This window comes from Klebsiella sp. GW_Kp181 (assembly GCF_040062315.1).
GTDB classification, from domain to species: Bacteria; Pseudomonadota; Gammaproteobacteria; order Enterobacterales; family Enterobacteriaceae; genus Klebsiella; species Klebsiella oxytoca.
On sequence record NZ_JBEAFR010000047.1, the window covers coordinates 1 to 17,052 of the forward strand.

Below are 17,052 nucleotides of genomic sequence, written 5' to 3' on the forward strand. Positions count from 1 at the left end.
CCTGCCACACCTGCCACACCTGCCACACCTGCCACACCTGCCACACCTGCCACACAGTGAATTAATGCAGATAAGCTGCGTCAGAAAATAGAAAAAGCCCCAAACAGGGGCTTTTTCAGAGAGGGCTTTACGACGCTAACGCTTCGTTAGAACGGAATATCGTCGTCAAAGTCCATCGGCGGCTCATTGGAAGGCGCTGCCGGAGCCTGCTGCTGCGGACGCGACTGCGCGCCGCCGCTGAACTGGTTTCCGCCCTGCGGCTGCTGAGGCTGTCCCCAACCGCCCTGCTGCTGACCACCGCCTGCCGGGGCGCCCGCGCCCTGCTGACGACCGCCGAGCATTTGCATCGTGCCGCCAACGTTGACTACAACCTCGGTGGTGTATTTTTCCTGACCGGATTGGTCAGTCCATTTACGGGTGCGCAGCTGGCCTTCAATATAGACCTGAGAACCTTTGCGCAGATATTCGCCGGCCACTTCCGCCAGTTTGCCGAACAGCACAACGCGGTGCCATTCAGTCTGCTCTTTCATCTCACCGGTCGCTTTATCACGCCAGGATTCGGAAGTAGCCAGCGTAATGTTGGCAACTGCGCCACCACTCGGCATGTAGCGTACTTCCGGGTCCTGGCCCAGATTACCGACGAGAATCACCTTGTTTACGCCTCTGCTGGCCATGTTTGTGTCTCCTGAATGCGTTTCTTAATAGTGTAAACGCGCGAGTGTACCATTTCCAGGTGCTATGTTGATAGCTGGGAAGTATGTTCCAGAGAACTCTCGCGGTACGACATTTTTGCATACCTCGCCGGAAAATGCATTCCAATACTGTATATTCAAACAGGTTAAATTGTGTCATAATTAGCCGTTTCTGCCGTTTGTCCTTCTAACAAACCAGGCAATCCGCGTATCTACCGGGAAAGGTGAATGGATAAGATCGAAGTTCGGGGCGCCCGCACCCATAATCTCAAAAATATCAACCTCGTCATCCCGCGCGACAAACTCATTGTCGTCACCGGGCTTTCGGGTTCAGGCAAATCCTCACTGGCTTTCGACACGTTGTATGCCGAAGGGCAGCGTCGCTACGTTGAATCGCTCTCCGCCTACGCGCGGCAGTTCCTGTCGCTGATGGAGAAGCCCGACGTCGACCATATTGAAGGGCTGTCGCCGGCGATTTCCATTGAACAGAAATCAACGTCCCACAACCCCCGCTCTACGGTAGGCACCATTACCGAAATTCACGACTATCTGCGCCTGCTGTACGCGCGCGTCGGCGAGCCCCGCTGCCCGGATCACGATGTGCCGCTGGCGGCGCAAACCGTGAGCCAGATGGTGGATAATGTTCTCTCCCAGCCTGAAGGTCAGCGCCTGATGCTGCTGGCGCCGATCATTAAAGAGCGCAAAGGCGAACATAACAAAACGCTGGAAAACCTCGCCGGGCAGGGCTATATCCGCGCGAGGATCGACGGCGAAGTCTGCGATCTCTCCGATCCGCCGAAGCTGGAGCTGCAAAAGAAACATACCATCGAAGTCGTGATCGACCGCTTTAAGGTCCGCGACGATCTCAGCACGCGTCTGGCCGAGTCCTTTGAGACCGCGCTGGAGCTGTCGGGCGGCACCGCCATCGTCGCCAATATGGACGATCCGAAAGCCGAAGAGCTGCTGTTTTCCGCCAACTTCGCCTGCCCGATTTGCGGCTACAGCATGCGCGAACTGGAACCGCGCCTGTTCTCCTTCAACAACCCGGCAGGCGCTTGCCCGACCTGCGACGGCCTCGGCGTCCAGCAGTATTTCGATCCGGAGCGCGTGATTCAAAACCCTGAGCTGTCGCTGGCGGGCGGAGCGATTCGCGGCTGGGATCGGCGCAATTTTTACTACTTCCAGATGCTGAAGTCGCTGGCGGAACATTATGAATTCGACGTTGAAGCGCCCTGGGGCACGCTCAATACCAGCGTACAAAAGGTCGTGCTGTACGGTTCAGGCAAAGAGAATATTGAATTCAAATATATGAACGATCGCGGCGATACCTCCGTACGCCGCCATCCGTTTGAAGGCGTGCTGCATAATATGGAGCGCCGTTATAAAGAGACGGAATCCAGCGCAGTACGCGAAGAGTTAGCTAAATTCATTAGCAATCGTCCCTGCGCCAGCTGTGAAGGGACACGCCTTAAGCGCGAAGCGCGGCACGTGTTTGTGGAAAATACGCCGCTGCCGACCATCTCAGACATGAGCATCGGCCACGCGATGGACTTCTTCAACAACCTGAAGCTCTCCGGCCAGCGCGCGCAAATTGCCGAAAAAGTACTGAAAGAGATTGGCGATCGTCTGAAATTCCTCGTCAATGTCGGCCTGAACTACCTGACGCTCTCCCGTTCGGCGGAGACCCTCTCCGGCGGCGAAGCGCAGCGTATCCGCCTCGCCAGCCAGATCGGCGCAGGCCTGGTCGGCGTGATGTACGTACTGGATGAGCCCTCTATCGGTCTGCATCAGCGCGATAACGAACGCCTGCTGGGAACCCTAATCCACCTGCGTAATCTCGGCAACACGGTGATTGTCGTTGAGCACGATGAAGATGCTATTCGCGCCGCTGACCACGTTATCGATATCGGCCCTGGCGCCGGCGTGCACGGCGGTCAGGTCGTTGCCGAGGGTAAGCTGGAAGATATCATGGCAGTGCCGGAATCACTGACCGGCCAGTTCATGAGCGGCAAGCGTAAAATTGAGGTGCCGAAACAGCGCGTACCCGCGAATCCAGAGAAAGTGCTGAAGCTGTCCGGCGCGCGCGGTAACAACCTGAAAGACGTAACGCTGACGCTGCCGGTGGGGCTCTTCACCTGTATTACCGGCGTTTCAGGGTCGGGTAAATCCACGCTGATCAACGACACGCTGTTCCCGATTGCCCAGCGCCAGCTCAACGGTGCCACCATTGCGGAACCGGCGCCGTACCGCGATGTACAGGGTCTGGAACATTTCGATAAAGTGATCGACATCGACCAGAGCCCAATCGGTCGTACGCCGCGCTCCAACCCGGCCACCTACACCGGCGTCTTTACTCCGGTCCGTGAACTGTTTGCCGGCGTACCTGAATCACGTTCGCGTGGCTACACGCCGGGCCGCTTCAGCTTTAACGTGCGCGGCGGCCGCTGTGAAGCCTGCCAGGGCGACGGCGTGATCAAAGTCGAGATGCACTTCCTGCCGGATATCTACGTACCGTGCGACCAGTGCAAAGGCAAACGCTATAACCGCGAAACGCTGGAGATTAAGTACAAAGGCAAAACGATTCATGAAGTGCTGGATATGACCATTGAAGAAGCCCGTGAGTTCTTCGATGCGGTTCCGGCGCTGGCGCGTAAGCTGCAAACGCTGATGGACGTCGGGCTGACCTATATTCGCCTTGGCCAGTCGGCGACTACGCTCTCCGGCGGCGAGGCCCAGCGCGTCAAGCTGGCGCGCGAGCTGTCCAAACGCGGTACCGGGCAGACGCTGTATATCCTTGATGAACCGACCACCGGTCTGCACTTTGCCGATATTCAGCAGCTGCTGGAAGTACTGCATCAGCTGCGCGATCAGGGTAATACCATCGTGGTGATTGAGCATAACCTGGATGTCATCAAAACGGCTGACTGGATCGTTGACCTTGGGCCGGAAGGCGGAAGCGGCGGCGGAGAGATCCTCGTTTCCGGAACCCCGGAAACGGTCGCCGAATGCGAGGCTTCATATACCGCTCGCTTCCTCAAGCCCATGCTGAAGTAACCTCACCTGCCTCTTCTCGTCCCGGGAAGAGGCATCATTTCCTCTCATTTTTCTTCCGCTGATATTTTGTGATTTGCGGCCGCACGACATCTGTCATCAGATAGCGTCACGGCCATAAATTGCAGGATGCATCATGTCTTTCAAACACGGATTTTATCAATTCACTCTTATCGCGGCGCTATTGGTGACAACCGCCTGCAGCTGGGTAGACGGCTACAGCAATACGGCCCACCAGCAGCTATTGATGCTGGAACAGCTTCATCTGCAGTTCATCAGCAATGCGGCGACAGCGCCGGTCGACCAACGCTTATTAAGACAAGAGGATCGCCAGATTCGTCAGCTATTTAGCCTGGCATTAAGCGACGGTGATGCGCTGCGGCAGAATAATCTGCGCGTGCTGGAGAAGAATTATCAGCGGCTTTACACGCATGTTTCCCGCCAGGATGCAGCGCTGACGCCCTTCACGGCCGGAGCTCTGGCGCAACAAACGGAATATCTTTATCAGCAGGCCATCAGCGGCGAACAGCTGCGTTCAGGGAGATAACCATGTCCATCATTAAAGAAGTCAGCGCCCAGGTGACCGGCGCAGGCGTGAATACGGCAGAATGGCTACAGCTTATGGAGGCGATAGTAAATGATGAAGACAGCGGCATTCGCGACGCCGGAATGCTCACGCTTCAGGCATTACAGGAGAAAGCGCGCGGCTGGTTAAGTCAGGACGATCTCATTCTGCTCCTCGAAGGGCAGCGCGATATTGCCAGCATTCGCGCCAGCAATGAACAGATCGCCATGCAGACGCACCTGCACTCCACGCTGCTTCGCCTGTTTGATGTGACCCTGCTGGCGCTGCTGGGGAGGATTTAACGCTATGGCAATAGTTTACGCTTAGCCTCGGAAAGAGAATCAAGTGCCTGCTGGTATGAAGCATCCACCAGGTAGTAAATTTGCGAATCAGGCAGGGAGCCATCCAGAAACACCGTACTCCAGTGGGCTTTATTAAGGTGTTTGCTGGGGCGAACGTCGCGATGCTGCTGCCTTAGCAGTTCCGCAAGCTCGGGGCTGGTTTTTAACGATACCGCAGGCCGATTGTCCTCCACCTCTTTTACCATCGCAAACAGGACGTCCGCCGCTTTGATCTGCGTCGCTTTCCAGTCGCTATGTACGCTTTGTTCAGCGCCCGGCTTTGCCATGCAGTACTGCAATAAATCCGAAATTGTCATTTTTATTCCCCCATTAGCGTCGCGATGATATGGCGCGATCCGCCGTGAATACGATGCTCCCCTAGCCAGATACCCTGCCAGGTCCCCAGCCTGACGCGTCCGTCCTGAACGGGCAGCATCAGCGATACGCCCAGCATCGAAGATTTAATGTGCGAGGGCATATCATCAGGACCTTCATAATCGTGTTCATACGGCGCATTATCCGGTACGGCATGCAGAAAATGTTGTTCCATATCGTAGCGGACGGTCGGATCGCAGTTTTCATTTAGCGTCAGGGAAGCAGATGTATGCTGGAGCAGCAAATGCAGCAGGCCAGTTTTAACTCCCGAAAGCTGGGGAATCTGGCTTAAAACCTCATCAGTGACCAGATGAAAGCCCCGTGATTTCGGGCCTAAGGTCAGAGTTTGCTGATGCCACATAAACCGCTCCTTTTACCGATCAACCTTCCTAAGTGTGCAGCAATAAGCGAAAAGGTAAAACCTCCGACGCGCTATTTTGCACAAAAAAACGGCAGCGCGTCGGCTGCCGTTTGAGCTAATGATGTTTACGCCGATGGATGGCTTAATATTCTGAATTCACAATGACCTCTTCGCCCTGAGCGCCCGCCATCGGCAGAGGCTTATAGGAGGAATTCGAGGCTCGCAATATACGGATCCCACGCGCGCCTACCTCTCGGGCGGCGGAGATATCGTTATCCGAATCGCCGTAGAAGACTTTGATCCCTTTCTCCTGCAGCCACTGCGTTTTGGTGTTCTGACCGGGCTTATCGCCAGCAAAAATAACCGGGTTCATATTCGCTGCCGGGATGAGAAAATCATCCTGTAGGGTTTTCGTTACCGTTTCGGTTTTGGTCTGGCTACGTCCGGTCACAAAATAGATGCTATCGCCGCGCTTCACGTGCATCGCAATCAGCTGGCGCGCCACCTCTTTCGGCATGCTGAATTCATCCCAGCCGTTGTTCATTTTTTCCCAGAACTCCGGATTTTTCAGGTAATCATCGCTGCCGGGGGAATAGGTTTTCTGCCCGCGCCAGAATCCCGGGCTGGAAAACAGGACGGTATCATCAATATCAAACCCGACGGCCATCGGCTGGCGCCCCAACAGGCTATTTTCAATCTGGGCCACGGAAACCCAATGGATCGGCGCCTGTTCGGCGAGTTTCGCCATATTGGTGCCCGTCCACAGCGGCTGCGGTGTGGAAGCGCGAGCAACGACGGAGCTATTTAGCGTGAACAGTAAGCAGACGGCCCCAAAGGCCAGGGTGATCTTGCGCATATTTTTCCCTAAATAATCGAATCGTTATAATTTTCAATAATGTGTACGCTTATTAATGCATCAAGACCTTACCCCCCGCTGGCGCGGATAGGAAGATTTTTCTGCTCTGATGTCATATAAAAAGAGAATGATCACACTTCAGGTAGGGAATTACCCGCGTCATGATTTGACGCGGGCAAAAAAGGTCAGGAAAAACTTATATTACAGCAGCAAATGCCTGCGCGACGCGCCGCACGTTGCCTGAATTCAGCCCGGCTACGCACATACGGCCGCTGGCGATCAGGTAGACACCGAACTCATCGCGCAGGCGGTCAACCTGGGCTGGGCTGAAACCGGTATAGCTAAACATGCCGCGCTGCTTAAGCAGGTAGTCAAAATCACCGCCCGGCACCGTCTCTTTCAGCACATTCACCAGCTCGTGACGCATGGCCAGAATACGGGTACGCATCTCTTCCACTTCCGCCAGCCATGAGGCTTTCAGCTCGCTGTCGCCCAGTACCGCCGCCACGACCTGCGCGCCAAAGTTCGGCGGGCTGGAGTAGTTGCGCCGTACGGTCGCTTTCAATTGCCCCAGTACACGACCCGCGGTTTCTGCATCTTCACAGACGATCGACAGTCCGCCCACGCGTTCACCATACAGGGAGAAGATTTTCGAGAAGGAGTTGCTCACCAGCAGCGGGATCCCGGCGCGCGCAATGGCGCGGATAGCGTAGGCATCCTCTTCCATGCCGGCGCCAAAGCCCTGATAGGCAATATCGAGGAAAGGAATTAAATGACGCGCTTTCAGCACCTCAACGACGTCGTCCCACTGCGCATTGCTGAGATCGGCTCCCGTTGGGTTATGGCAGCACGGATGCAGTAGCACGATATCGCGCTCCGGTAGCGATTTGAGTTTTTCCAGGAACGCCTCAAAACGCACGCCATTGGTTTTATCATCAAACCATGGGTAAGTACTTACTTCGAATCCAGCCCCTTCGAATATCGCGATATGGTTTTCCCACGTCGGATCGCTAACCCACACCTGCGAGCCCGAGAAGTAGCGTTTCAGGAAATCAGCGCCGACTTTCAGGGCGCCGGAGCCGCCCAACGTCTGAATGGAGGCCACGCGATGTTGCGCCAGTACCGGATGATCGGCACCGAACAACAGTGGCGCGATAGCGTGACGGTAGGCGTTCAGTCCTTCCATAGGTAAATAGATTGAGGCGCCGTGCGGCTGAGCATTAAGGCGCGCCTCCGCTTCGGCAACCGCCTGCAGCTGCGGAATAATGCCGTCTTCGTTGTAATAAAGACCGATGCTGAGGTTTACTTTGTCACTACGCGGATCGTCTTTAAAACGCTCCATCAGGGAGAGAATGGGATCGCCAGCGTAGGCGTCAACTTTCTGAAACACGTGATGTTTCTCCAGGTTTACATGAGGCAAGTCATAACACAATAAACTGGATGCGAAAGAAGGTCGAGGGGATGTTGACCTTCTTTATTCCCTATAGCATAAAGCCTCATAAACTGGAGCAGCACGACGTAAAAAAGGATAATGAATTTATGGATAGCCCCCCGATTGCGGACGTTGATTTTACAATGCTCTGGAAGGAAAGCGGTTATACGATAAAAAATTACGTTAAACCCGCCTCTGATAATCGATTTATAACGCCGCAGACAAGGACAAACGCCATGACTCCCGAGATATTACTATTGCGTGGGAAAATCAATCAACTTTCTGAAATTACTGAATATATTGAGTTAGAACTCACAGATAACCCTCAATGGGAAGCGCCGTCTGATACCAGCTATTTAAATGAAAAAGATTGGGCTGACCCCGATATTGTTGACAACGTCAGAGCGATGCAGGCCACCAATAAACTTATCAGTTGGTTTTGTGAGGATAATGAGGGGTACGTGGGACTATGGCGTGGTCCGGATAATATTCCTCTGGAGCAGGCACAGGTGGTACGTCTGGATTCAGAAGGGCAATATGAACTGGTAGCAGACACCATCGCAAACTATCTGGCAATCAGTTGTGACGAAGACGAATTCCCACATATCCGCCAGTTACTCACAACCGCCGGGTTTAGCGTGGCGAATTCTATCGATGAGATTTGGCAACGCATTGATGACTCAATTGTTCAACCTAATGATTATCGCAACCGGCTTTATAACGACGCACGAATCCTACGCGGAGAAGACCCAGTAGAATGAAGTGGCAGCCAGCAATTCTACGGAATAAGTCAGGATGGGCTGGTGGACCATGCCCCGGCAACGCTGCCAGGGCAAACGAGAAAGAACATTAATCCATGTACTTCATCGACACCCGTGAAGTCAGGCGCGTAATAAGTTCGTAAGCACTTACTTTTGTGATTTCGGCAATACGTTCGACGGGTAAACCTTCGCCCCACAGCACGACCGCATCGCCAGCCTTATCCTGCGCTTCAGGCCCAAGATCGACGCAAATCATATCCATCGCCACGCGTCCGACAATCGGCACCTCACGCCCGTTAACCAGCACCGGCGTTCCGGACGGCGCGGCGCGCGGATAGCCATCGCCATAGCCCATCGCCACAACGCCTAAACGCGTATCGCGCTCGCTGATCCAGGTTCCGCCGTAGCCCACCGGCTCGCCGGCTTTATGCTCGCGGACCGCAATCAGGCTGGAGGTCAGGGACATCACCGGCTGGCAGCCAAAATCCGCGCCGGTGGATCCACCGTCGAGCGGCGACACGCCGTAGAGAATAATCCCCGGACGCGCCCAGTCGAAGTGCGACTGCGGCCACAGCAATATACCGCCGGATGCGGCGATAGAACGCAGCCCCGGTTTCCCTTCCGCGAAGGTGGTAAAGATATCCAGCTGACGTTCGGTCGCGCCGCACTCTGGCTCATCCGCACGGGCAAAATGGCTGACGATATTTACCGGCTGACGGACGTTTTTACACTGGCTCAGGCGCTGATAGAAGGCTTCGGCCTGTTCGGGCAGAACGCCTAATCGGTGCATTCCGGTATCCAGCTTCATCCATACGGTGATCGGTTCGGGTAAGTCGGCATCTTCCAGCGCCGCCAGCTGTTCCGGGCTGTGTACCGCAGTATGCAGACGCTGGGCGGAAATAATCGCCAGGTCAGCGGCCTCAAAGAACCCCTCCAGCAGCAGAATCGGCTGGGCGATACCGCCCGCGCGCAGGCGCAGGGCTTCTTCAAGACGGGCGACGCCAAAAGCATCGGCGTCCGGGAGCGTTCGCGCGGTCTCAAGAAGACCGTGTCCGTAGGCGTTCGCTTTCACCACCGCAACCAGTTTGCTGGCAGGCGCCAGTTCACGTAATCGTTGCAGGTTGTGTCGCAGAGCGCGGCGGTTAATGACTACAGTTGCCGCTTGCATTTGAATTCCTTAATAAAAGCATCTCCTAAATCCTTCGTGTTGCAGGAAGGCGACAAGCCTGAGAATCCCCGGGAGCTTAGTAAACTAAGTGACCGGGGAGAACAGGCGTAGTCAACGCATCTGCGGCATGAAGGATGACGGAGATTTATTCGTCGTCGTATTGTGGCCCAGCATAATTATCAAAACGCGACCACTGACCGTTAAACGTCAGGCGCACCGTCCCGATGGGACCGTTACGCTGTTTACCAATAATAATTTCGGCGATGCCTTTTAAGTCACTGTTTTCGTGGTAAACCTCATCACGGTAGATAAACATGATTAAGTCGGCATCCTGCTCAATGGAGCCAGATTCACGCAGGTCGGAGTTCACCGGGCGCTTATCCGCACGCTGTTCCAGAGAGCGGTTAAGCTGCGACAGCGCCACCACCGGCACCTGCAGCTCCTTCGCCAGCGCCTTGAGCGAGCGGGAAATTTCGGCGATTTCCAGCGTACGGTTATCGGAGAGCGACGGCACGCGCATCAGCTGCAGGTAGTCGATCATAATCAGGCCGATACCGCCGTGCTCGCGGGCGATACGCCGCGCGCGTGAACGCACTTCCGTCGGCGTCAGGCCGGAGGAGTCATCGATATAGATGTTGCGTTTTTCCAGCAGAATCCCCATGGTGCCGGAAATGCGCGCCCAGTCTTCATCATCCAGCTGGCCGGTTCGAATACGGGTCTGGTCAACGCGCGACAGCGAGGCCAGAGAACGCATCATAATCTGCTCCGAGGGCATCTCCAGACTGAAGATGAGGACCGGTTTATCCTGCAACATCGCCGCGTTTTCCACGAGGTTCATCGCAAACGTCGTTTTACCCATCGATGGACGCGCGGCAACAATAATCAGGTCCGACGGCTGAAGACCGGCGGTCTTTTTATTGAGATCGTCATAGCCGGTATTGACCCCGGTGACGCCGTCATGCGGCTGCTGGAAGAGCTGCTCAATTCGCGCCACGGTGGCGTCGAGCACGTCGGCGATATTTTTCGGCCCTTCATCTTTATTCGCGCGGCTTTCGGCGATTTTAAAGACCCGGGATTCGGCGAGGTCGAGCAGATCTTCGCTGGTGCGGCCCTGGGGATCGAAACCGGCTTCGGCGATTTCATTCGCCACCGAGATCATTTCGCGTACCACCGCGCGTTCGCGGACGATATCGGCATAAGCGCTGATATTCGCCGCACTTGGCGTATTTTTCGATAATTCCGCCAGGTAGGCGAATCCGCCGACGCTGTCCAGCTGCCCCTGACGCTCCAGCGATTCGGCGAGCGTAATCAGGTCGATCGGGCTACCCGACTCCTGCAGGCGCGCCATTTCAGTGAAAATATGGCGATGCGGGCGAGTATAGAAATCTTCCGAAACAACGCGCTCGGCAACGTCGTCCCAGCGTTCGTTATCCAGCATTAAACCGCCCAACACCGACTGTTCCGCTTCAATCGAGTGCGGCGGGACCTTTAACCCATCGAGCTGATAATCTCGCTCGCGGGGTTCAGTCTGTGGTTTGTTGAAGGGTTTATTTCCTGCCATAGTGAATGGAGTTACCGAGATAGTGAATGGGTCGAAAGATTACCACATTTCTGGAGGAAGCATGGCAACACGAATTGAATTTCACCAGCACGGAGGGCCTGATGTTCTGCAAGCGGTGGAGTTCACGCCGAAAGATCCCGCAGAGCACGAAATTCAGGTAGAGAACAAGGCCATCGGCATCAACTACATTGATACCTATATCCGCAGCGGCCTCTATCCACCGCCGTCATTGCCGAGCAGCCTCGGCACCGAAGCCGCTGGCGTCGTGAGCAAAGTCGGTAACGGCGTAAAGCATATTAAAGCCGGCGACCGGGTGGTCTACGCGCAATCGGCGCTGGGGGCCTATAGCTCCGTGCATAACGTACCTGCCGATAAGGCCGCTATTTTACCGGACGCCATCTCTTTCGAGCAGGCGGCAGCGTCGTTCCTGAAAGGGCTCACGGTTTATTACCTGCTGCGTAAAACCTATGAGATCAAAGCAGGCGAGCCGTTCCTGTTCCACGCGGCGGCCGGCGGCGTCGGGCTCATCGCCTGTCAGTGGGCCAAAGCGCTGGGCGCTAAGCTGATCGGTACCGTCGGCAGCGCGCAAAAAGCCGAACGCGCTAAACAGGCCGGCGCCTGGCAGATAATTAACTATCGCGAAGAGAATATCGTCGAACGCCTGAAAGAGATCACCGACGGTAAGAAAGTTCAGGTGGTTTATGATTCCGTCGGTAAAGATACCTGGGAAGCGTCTCTTGATTGCCTGCAGCGCCGGGGGCTGATGGTGAGCTTCGGCAACTCTTCGGGCCCGGTGACCGGCGTGAATCTCGGCATTCTCAACCAGAAAGGTTCGCTGTACGTTACCCGCCCGTCGCTGCAGGGCTATATCACTACGCGCGAAGAGCTGACGGAGGCCAGCAACGAGCTGTTCTCGCTGATCGCCAGCGGGGTGATAAAAGTGGATGTTGCGGAGAGTCAGAAATATGCATTGAGCGATGCCCGCCGCGCGCATGAGGTGCTGGAAAGCCGGGCGACGCAGGGCTCGAGTTTGCTGTTGCCATAGTTATGGCTTTTCCCTAAATGAGCCGGGCTACAGGAAGAGAGTAAGTGAATGAATCCCCAGGAGCTGACAACAGTAAGCGACTGGGGTGAATGACAAATCTGTCAGAAACAGATTTGAACGCCGCAAAGCGACGGCCCGTAAGGGCGAGTCTCATGGATGAGACGAGTCACTCAGCAACCAACGCCCCTGCAGCCTGAAGTATGACGGGAGAAGAAGAAAAGTTTAGGGCTTCCCCCTGGGAAGCCCTTACTTTTTTTGTTCGGCTGTATGTAGGGTACAGCTCGATGAATTCGTTAACGCGCTAATAGTGACAGATTTAATAAGCAAAGCCTACGCTGTTTTATGCAAAAATCTTCAGGTTGTGACATACCGCTCAATACCTTAGTAACGCCAGCGGTTATTACCGCGATAACGGTTCCCGGTTGGCGATTTTATCGCCCGAATCACCCACACCACGACTACGGCCAGCAGCAGCCAGGGCAGCAGCTTAATCATTAACGCAAACAAACCACCGACAAACATCAGCGCGGTCGCGACCACAATCGCGGCAATAATTCCCAGCAGTGAAACGCCGGTGACCAACAGCATGACAAAAAAGCCAATAACAAATAAGAGTTCCAGCATCGTCTTCCCCTAAAGAAATGTAATCTACCTTGCTGGATATTACAAAAATCATGCCAAATATAAGTTATTGAATAAAAACAAAAACGCCCGACATGTCAGGTGCCAGGCGTGGTGAATTTGACCAGATTTTAGCGAAAAACTAACGCTTGTCGGCAACCAGTTTCAACGCCTGTTCCAGTACGTTGATGTCCGCCCCGGCTTTATGCGCATTTTCGCTCAGATAGCGACGCCACTGGCGCGCGCCGGGAATGCCCTGGAAGAGCCCCAGCATATGACGCGTTACGTGCCCCAGGTAGGTTCCGTTACTCAGTTCGCGTTCGATATAGGGATACATCGCCCGGACCACGGAAACCGGGTCAGCATCGACGCCTTCCACGCCGAAAATCTCCCGATCCACCGAGGCCAGAATACCCGGATTCTGATAGGCCTCACGGCCTACCATCACGCCGTCCATATGCTCAAGATGCTCCTTTGCCTCTTCCAGCGACTTAATACCGCCGTTGATCGCCATGGTCAGATGCGGGAAATCGCGCTTAAGCTGGTAAACGCGTGGATAGTCCAGCGGCGGAATCTCGCGGTTCTCTTTGGGGCTCAGGCCTGAAAGCCAGGCTTTACGCGCGTGGATGATGAACATCTCGCATTCGCCCTCCCCGGATACCGTTTCGATAAAATCGCACAGAAACTCATAGCTGTCCTGGTCGTCAATGCCGATACGGGTTTTTACCGTAACCGGGATCGACACGACGTCGCGCATCGCTTTAATACAGTCAGCCACCAGCTGCGCGTTCCCCATCAGGCAGGCGCCAAACATACCGTTCTGTACGCGATCGGACGGGCAGCCGACGTTGAGGTTAATTTCATCATAGCCGCGCGCCTGCGCCAGCTTTGCGCAGTGCGCCAGCGCAGCCGGATCGCTGCCGCCGAGCTGCAGGGCGACCGGATGCTCTTCTTCGCTGTAGGCCAGATAGTCGCCCTTACCGTGAATAATCGCGCCGGTGGTCACCATTTCGGTATACAGCAGCGTGTGGCGCGACAGCTGACGCAGAAAATAACGGCAGTGTCTGTCGGTCCAGTCGAGCATGGGCGCGATGGAAAAACGGTGGGCAGCAAAAGCAGTAGACGTTGATTCTGACATCATGGCGAATAAATAAGCATCCGGGTAAAAAGGGGCGCTACTATAGCACAAAGATAAACCACTGGCGCATAGCGTCGGCGCGCCCCCTTTCCATCCCGCAATAAACGCTATTTTTTCCGCGGCTTGCCGTCGTGAGGGCCGAAAAACTGCGGCGGATGGTCAACCCAGCGATCCTGACGCGTAGCGGCATAGCCGGGGTTAAGCGGATAGTAGATACGATTAAATTTCTTGTTTGCCTCACCAACGACTAACAGGCGGACCTCCTGTTCGGTGTTATTGAGGAACGTGTGGCAAATACCGGTTCCGGCAGGAAAACCGACGCTATCCCCCGGCTCAAGCTTCCACAGGTAGCCGTTGATCCACACTTCCGGATAGCCTTCCAGCACGTAGATAAACTCTTCTTCGTCGCTTTCCGCATGTGGATAAGAAGTGCGGCGCCCGGGCGGCAGGCGCTCATGGTGGATCCCCAGACGATTGAGCCGCAGGCCGCGCGCCAGCGGCGCACCGATGGAGAAAAGCTCGGTACTGTCAGGGTAGGTGGAATCATCCGCCCCTTCCAGTTCACGCCAGTGTCGAATGCAATCAGGTCGTTTCATCGTTTTCTCCCGAAAATGAGATGCATCAGGTATAGCATAAGGGGGCAAGCCAGAGCGACCCCAGGAGCGTGACGGCTGGGACGAATTGACGCTGCCAAAGCGTATGTGACGCGAAGTGTGACGGGTATAGTCCACCGGGTCTCGGCGTTTCATTGGTATCGTGATAAAGTAACAGTTTGAGATTCACGCAACCAGAGGACGCTCATGGATAAGACCACTTCGCAACAAATGTTAGCGCATGCTGAAAAGCTCTGCGCGCAGCGTGGCGTGCGCCTGACCCCGCAGCGCCTCGAAGTATTGCGTTTGATGAGCCTGCAGCAAGGGGCAATCAGCGCCTACGACCTGCTCGATCTGCTTCGTGAAAAAGAGCCTCAGGCTAAACCGCCGACCGTCTATCGGGCGCTGGAGTTTTTACTGGAGCAGGGGTTCGTGCATAAGGTGGAATCGACCAATAGCTACGTGCTGTGCCACCTTTTCGATCAGCCAACCCACAGCTCAGCGATGTTTATTTGCGACCGCTGCGGCGGCGTGAAAGAAGAGTGCGCGGAAGGCGTCGAAGATATAATGCATACGCTGGCGGCAAGAATGGGATTCGCGCTGCGCCACAACGTCATTGAAGCTCACGGCCTCTGCGCTGCCTGCGTCGAGGTCGAATCCTGCAGTACGCCGGGCCACTGTCATCACGACCATACCATCCAGATTAAAAAGAAAGCCCGCTGAGGCGTTAGCCGCAGCGGGAATCAAGGGTAGCGGCACCTTCATGTACCGATCGTGCAGGCAATAACAGTGGGTTAAAACACGACGTTTTCGCTACCAGCGGTAGTCGTTTTTGGTTTCCCAATCGGTCACTTCTTTGTCTGCCTGGTCTTTTTCATATCCATAGCGTTCCTGGATTTTACCGACCAGCTGGTCACGCTTACCCTCAATGACGGTCATGTCATCATCAGTCAGCTTGCCCCATTTCTCTTTCGCTTTACCTTTGAACTGTTTCCAGTTACCGCCGATTTCGTCTTTATTCATCATGCATTCCTCATCGTTCGGTTATCGTTCGGTGAATGAACAGCCCGCTGTGTTTCGGACATGACTTAACTATAGATGAGTATTCTGAGTAAGATTTATTATTCGGAATCTTTAACCATCAGATGTACTAAATGCATTACGAAAACCAGGTTCCGCGCCGCCAGTGCCGCCGCCAGATCGCTGCCAGGGAAACGCCGCGCAGAGCGAGAAATACCGTCAGCGCCAGCCACAGTCCATGGTTACCGAGCGTGGGTACCGTCAATAGCGTCAGGGCAAACCCCGCCGCCGCCACCGCCATGCTGTTACGCATCTCCGCACCGCGCGTCGCACCGATAAACATGCCGTCCAGCAGGTAGCACCAGACGCCAATGACCGGCAGAATCATCTGCCAGACCAGATAGCGGTCGGCCAGCTGCTGCAGGGAAGGCAGCGAGGTCAGCAACGCAATAATCTGTTCGCCAGCAAGTCCGTAAATCAGCGCAAACGCCAGCGCCACTATTCCTGACTGGCGGCAAGCCGCATGCCAGACAGCCAGCAGCCGGCTATCGTCGCGCGCGCCGTAGGCCTGCCCGGAGTGCGCCTCAACGGCGTAGGCAAAACCGTCCAGCGCGTAGGCGGTAAAGGTCAGCATCGTCATGAGAACCGCATTGACCGCGACGACATCGGCGCCGAGGCGAGCGCCAAATACCGTTACCGCACCGAAGCAAAGCTGTAGCAGCAGCGAACGCAGCATGATGTCGCGATTCAGCGCCAGCAGGCGACGTATATCGCCGCGCCAGGCGTTTTTTAGCATTAGCAGGGAAACGCCGCGCAGCGCCAGCACGCGCCTTGCCATCAGCAGGCCGATAAAGAAAGTGGCGTATTCTGCCGTGACCGTTGCCAGCGCCGCCCCCTGCACGTTCATATGCAGGCCCATCACCAGCCATACATCGAGCACAATGTTAAGAACATTGCCGACCACCAGCAGGATCACCGGCGCTCTGGCGTACTGCACGCCCAGCAGCCAGCCCAGCAGGACCAGGTTCGCCAGCGATGCCGGCGCGCTTAGCCAGCGGATCTCAAGGAAGCGTCTGGCCTGTTCGAGCACGGCTTCGCTGCCGCCGACGATGTGCAGCGCCAGGTCGATCAACGGCATCCGCAAGAGCACAATGGCCGCCCCGGCGGCCAGCGCCAGGCACAGCGGCTGCACCAGCGCACGCGCCAGACGCTGCGGATCTTTAGCGCCGTACGCCTGGGCCGTCAGCCCAGTGGTACTCATTCGCAGGAACAGCAGCAGCATAAAAAGGAAGCTGGTTGCCGTTGCGCCAACCGCCACGCCCCCCAGATAAACCGGGCTATCGAGATGACCAATAACGGCGGTGTCCACCAGCCCGAGCAGCGGAACGGTGATATTGGAGAAGATCATGGGCAGCGCTAAGCGCCACAGGGCTTTGTCGGCGGCGTTAAAAAACATGGAGAGAGTGCCAAAA

18 protein-coding genes are annotated in these 17,052 nt (G+C 55.6%); 6 read left to right on the plus strand and 12 right to left on the minus strand.

From position 1 onward, the window contains the following. Positions 1-146 precede the first annotated feature (146 nt). Positions 147-674: a single-stranded DNA-binding protein SSB1 gene (gene ssb1, locus ABLV11_RS09345; protein WP_004097799.1), complete on the minus strand. Its 528-nt coding sequence runs from the start codon at positions 672-674 to the stop codon at positions 147-149. Positions 675-920: 246 nt separating this feature from the next. Here ssb1 and uvrA point away from each other — a divergent pair, with 246 nt between their 5' ends. From uvrA to ABLV11_RS09360, 3 genes are all read left to right on the plus strand, one after another. Beyond that, positions 921-3,746 carry an excinuclease ABC subunit UvrA gene (uvrA, locus tag ABLV11_RS09350; RefSeq protein WP_004109498.1) on the plus strand — a complete coding sequence of 942 codons (2,826 nt, stop codon included), beginning with the start codon at positions 921-923 and terminating at the stop codon, positions 3,744-3,746. A 133-nt stretch (positions 3,747-3,879) separates the two neighbouring features. Beyond that, on the plus strand, positions 3,880-4,290 hold the full coding sequence (locus ABLV11_RS09355) for a hypothetical protein (RefSeq protein WP_126488170.1): 411 nt from the start codon (positions 3,880-3,882) through the stop codon (positions 4,288-4,290). Positions 4,291-4,292: 2 nt separating this feature from the next. Next, positions 4,293-4,610 (plus strand): hypothetical protein, encoded by a 318-nt coding sequence (locus ABLV11_RS09360; protein WP_004109504.1) that lies wholly within the window; start codon positions 4,293-4,295, stop codon positions 4,608-4,610. 2 nt (positions 4,611-4,612) lie between these two features. Here the strand turns inward: ABLV11_RS09360 and ABLV11_RS09365 are convergent, their stop codons facing one another. The 4 genes from ABLV11_RS09365 to tyrB all read right to left on the minus strand — a co-directional run bounded on the left by ABLV11_RS09365 (position 4,613) and on the right by tyrB (position 7,631). Then, positions 4,613-4,966: an MmcQ/YjbR family DNA-binding protein gene (locus ABLV11_RS09365; RefSeq protein WP_004097793.1), complete on the minus strand. Its 354-nt coding sequence runs from the start codon at positions 4,964-4,966 to the stop codon at positions 4,613-4,615. A 2-nt stretch (positions 4,967-4,968) separates the two neighbouring features. Next, positions 4,969-5,385, minus strand: coding sequence for a secondary thiamine-phosphate synthase enzyme YjbQ (locus ABLV11_RS09370; RefSeq protein WP_004109507.1), 417 nt, complete (start codon positions 5,383-5,385; stop codon positions 4,969-4,971). A gap of 142 nt (positions 5,386-5,527) precedes the next feature. Beyond that, a complete protein-coding gene (gene aphA / locus ABLV11_RS09375) occupies positions 5,528-6,241 on the minus strand; it encodes an acid phosphatase AphA (RefSeq protein ID WP_004109510.1) in 714 nt (237 codons plus the stop codon). Positions 6,242-6,437: 196 nt separating this feature from the next. Beyond that, on the minus strand, positions 6,438-7,631 hold the full coding sequence (tyrB, locus tag ABLV11_RS09380; RefSeq protein ID WP_004109518.1) for an aromatic amino acid transaminase: 1,194 nt from the start codon (positions 7,629-7,631) through the stop codon (positions 6,438-6,440). 71 nt (positions 7,632-7,702) lie between these two features. On the opposite strand from tyrB, the gene ABLV11_RS09385 reads away from it, so the two are divergent. Further along, positions 7,703-8,434 (plus strand): hypothetical protein, encoded by a 732-nt coding sequence (locus ABLV11_RS09385; RefSeq protein ID WP_224250544.1) that lies wholly within the window; start codon positions 7,703-7,705, stop codon positions 8,432-8,434. Between the two features lie 88 nt (positions 8,435-8,522). On the opposite strand, the gene alr is transcribed toward ABLV11_RS09385, so the two are convergent. After that, the gene (gene alr, locus ABLV11_RS09390) at positions 8,523-9,602 is read right to left on the minus strand and encodes an alanine racemase (protein ID WP_064343591.1); all 1,080 of its coding nucleotides are present in this window, start codon (positions 9,600-9,602) and stop codon (positions 8,523-8,525) included. 145 nt (positions 9,603-9,747) lie between these two features. Beyond that, the gene (dnaB, locus tag ABLV11_RS09395) at positions 9,748-11,163 is read right to left on the minus strand and encodes a replicative DNA helicase (RefSeq protein WP_004097788.1); all 1,416 of its coding nucleotides are present in this window, start codon (positions 11,161-11,163) and stop codon (positions 9,748-9,750) included. A 61-nt stretch (positions 11,164-11,224) separates the two neighbouring features. Between dnaB and ABLV11_RS09400 the strand changes: the two genes are divergently transcribed. After that, positions 11,225-12,208 (plus strand): quinone oxidoreductase, encoded by a 984-nt coding sequence (locus ABLV11_RS09400; protein WP_017145127.1) that lies wholly within the window; start codon positions 11,225-11,227, stop codon positions 12,206-12,208. Between the two features lie 381 nt (positions 12,209-12,589). On the opposite strand, the gene pspG is transcribed toward ABLV11_RS09400, so the two are convergent. The 3 genes from pspG to ABLV11_RS09415 all read right to left on the minus strand — a co-directional run bounded on the left by pspG (position 12,590) and on the right by ABLV11_RS09415 (position 14,563). After that, positions 12,590-12,832, minus strand: coding sequence for an envelope stress response protein PspG (gene pspG, locus ABLV11_RS09405; RefSeq protein ID WP_004109526.1), 243 nt, complete (start codon positions 12,830-12,832; stop codon positions 12,590-12,592). A gap of 139 nt (positions 12,833-12,971) precedes the next feature. Then, on the minus strand, positions 12,972-13,970 hold the full coding sequence (gene dusA, locus ABLV11_RS09410; RefSeq protein WP_126488166.1) for a tRNA dihydrouridine(20/20a) synthase DusA: 999 nt from the start codon (positions 13,968-13,970) through the stop codon (positions 12,972-12,974). Between the two features lie 104 nt (positions 13,971-14,074). Further along, positions 14,075-14,563 (minus strand): cupin domain-containing protein, encoded by a 489-nt coding sequence (locus tag ABLV11_RS09415; protein ID WP_004109530.1) that lies wholly within the window; start codon positions 14,561-14,563, stop codon positions 14,075-14,077. Positions 14,564-14,767: 204 nt separating this feature from the next. Here ABLV11_RS09415 and zur point away from each other — a divergent pair, with 204 nt between their 5' ends. Next, positions 14,768-15,283 (plus strand): zinc uptake transcriptional repressor Zur, encoded by a 516-nt coding sequence (gene zur / locus ABLV11_RS09420; protein WP_004097781.1) that lies wholly within the window; start codon positions 14,768-14,770, stop codon positions 15,281-15,283. Positions 15,284-15,373: 90 nt separating this feature from the next. Here zur and ABLV11_RS09425 read toward each other — a convergent pair whose 3' ends face one another. Then, positions 15,374-15,583, minus strand: a complete 210-nt coding sequence (locus ABLV11_RS09425) for a CsbD family protein (protein WP_016808435.1) — start codon at positions 15,581-15,583, stop codon at positions 15,374-15,376. A gap of 136 nt (positions 15,584-15,719) precedes the next feature. Next, positions 15,720-17,036 (minus strand): MATE family efflux transporter DinF, encoded by a 1,317-nt coding sequence (gene dinF / locus ABLV11_RS09430; RefSeq protein ID WP_049593762.1) that lies wholly within the window; start codon positions 17,034-17,036, stop codon positions 15,720-15,722. Positions 17,037-17,052: the final 16 nt, after the last annotated feature.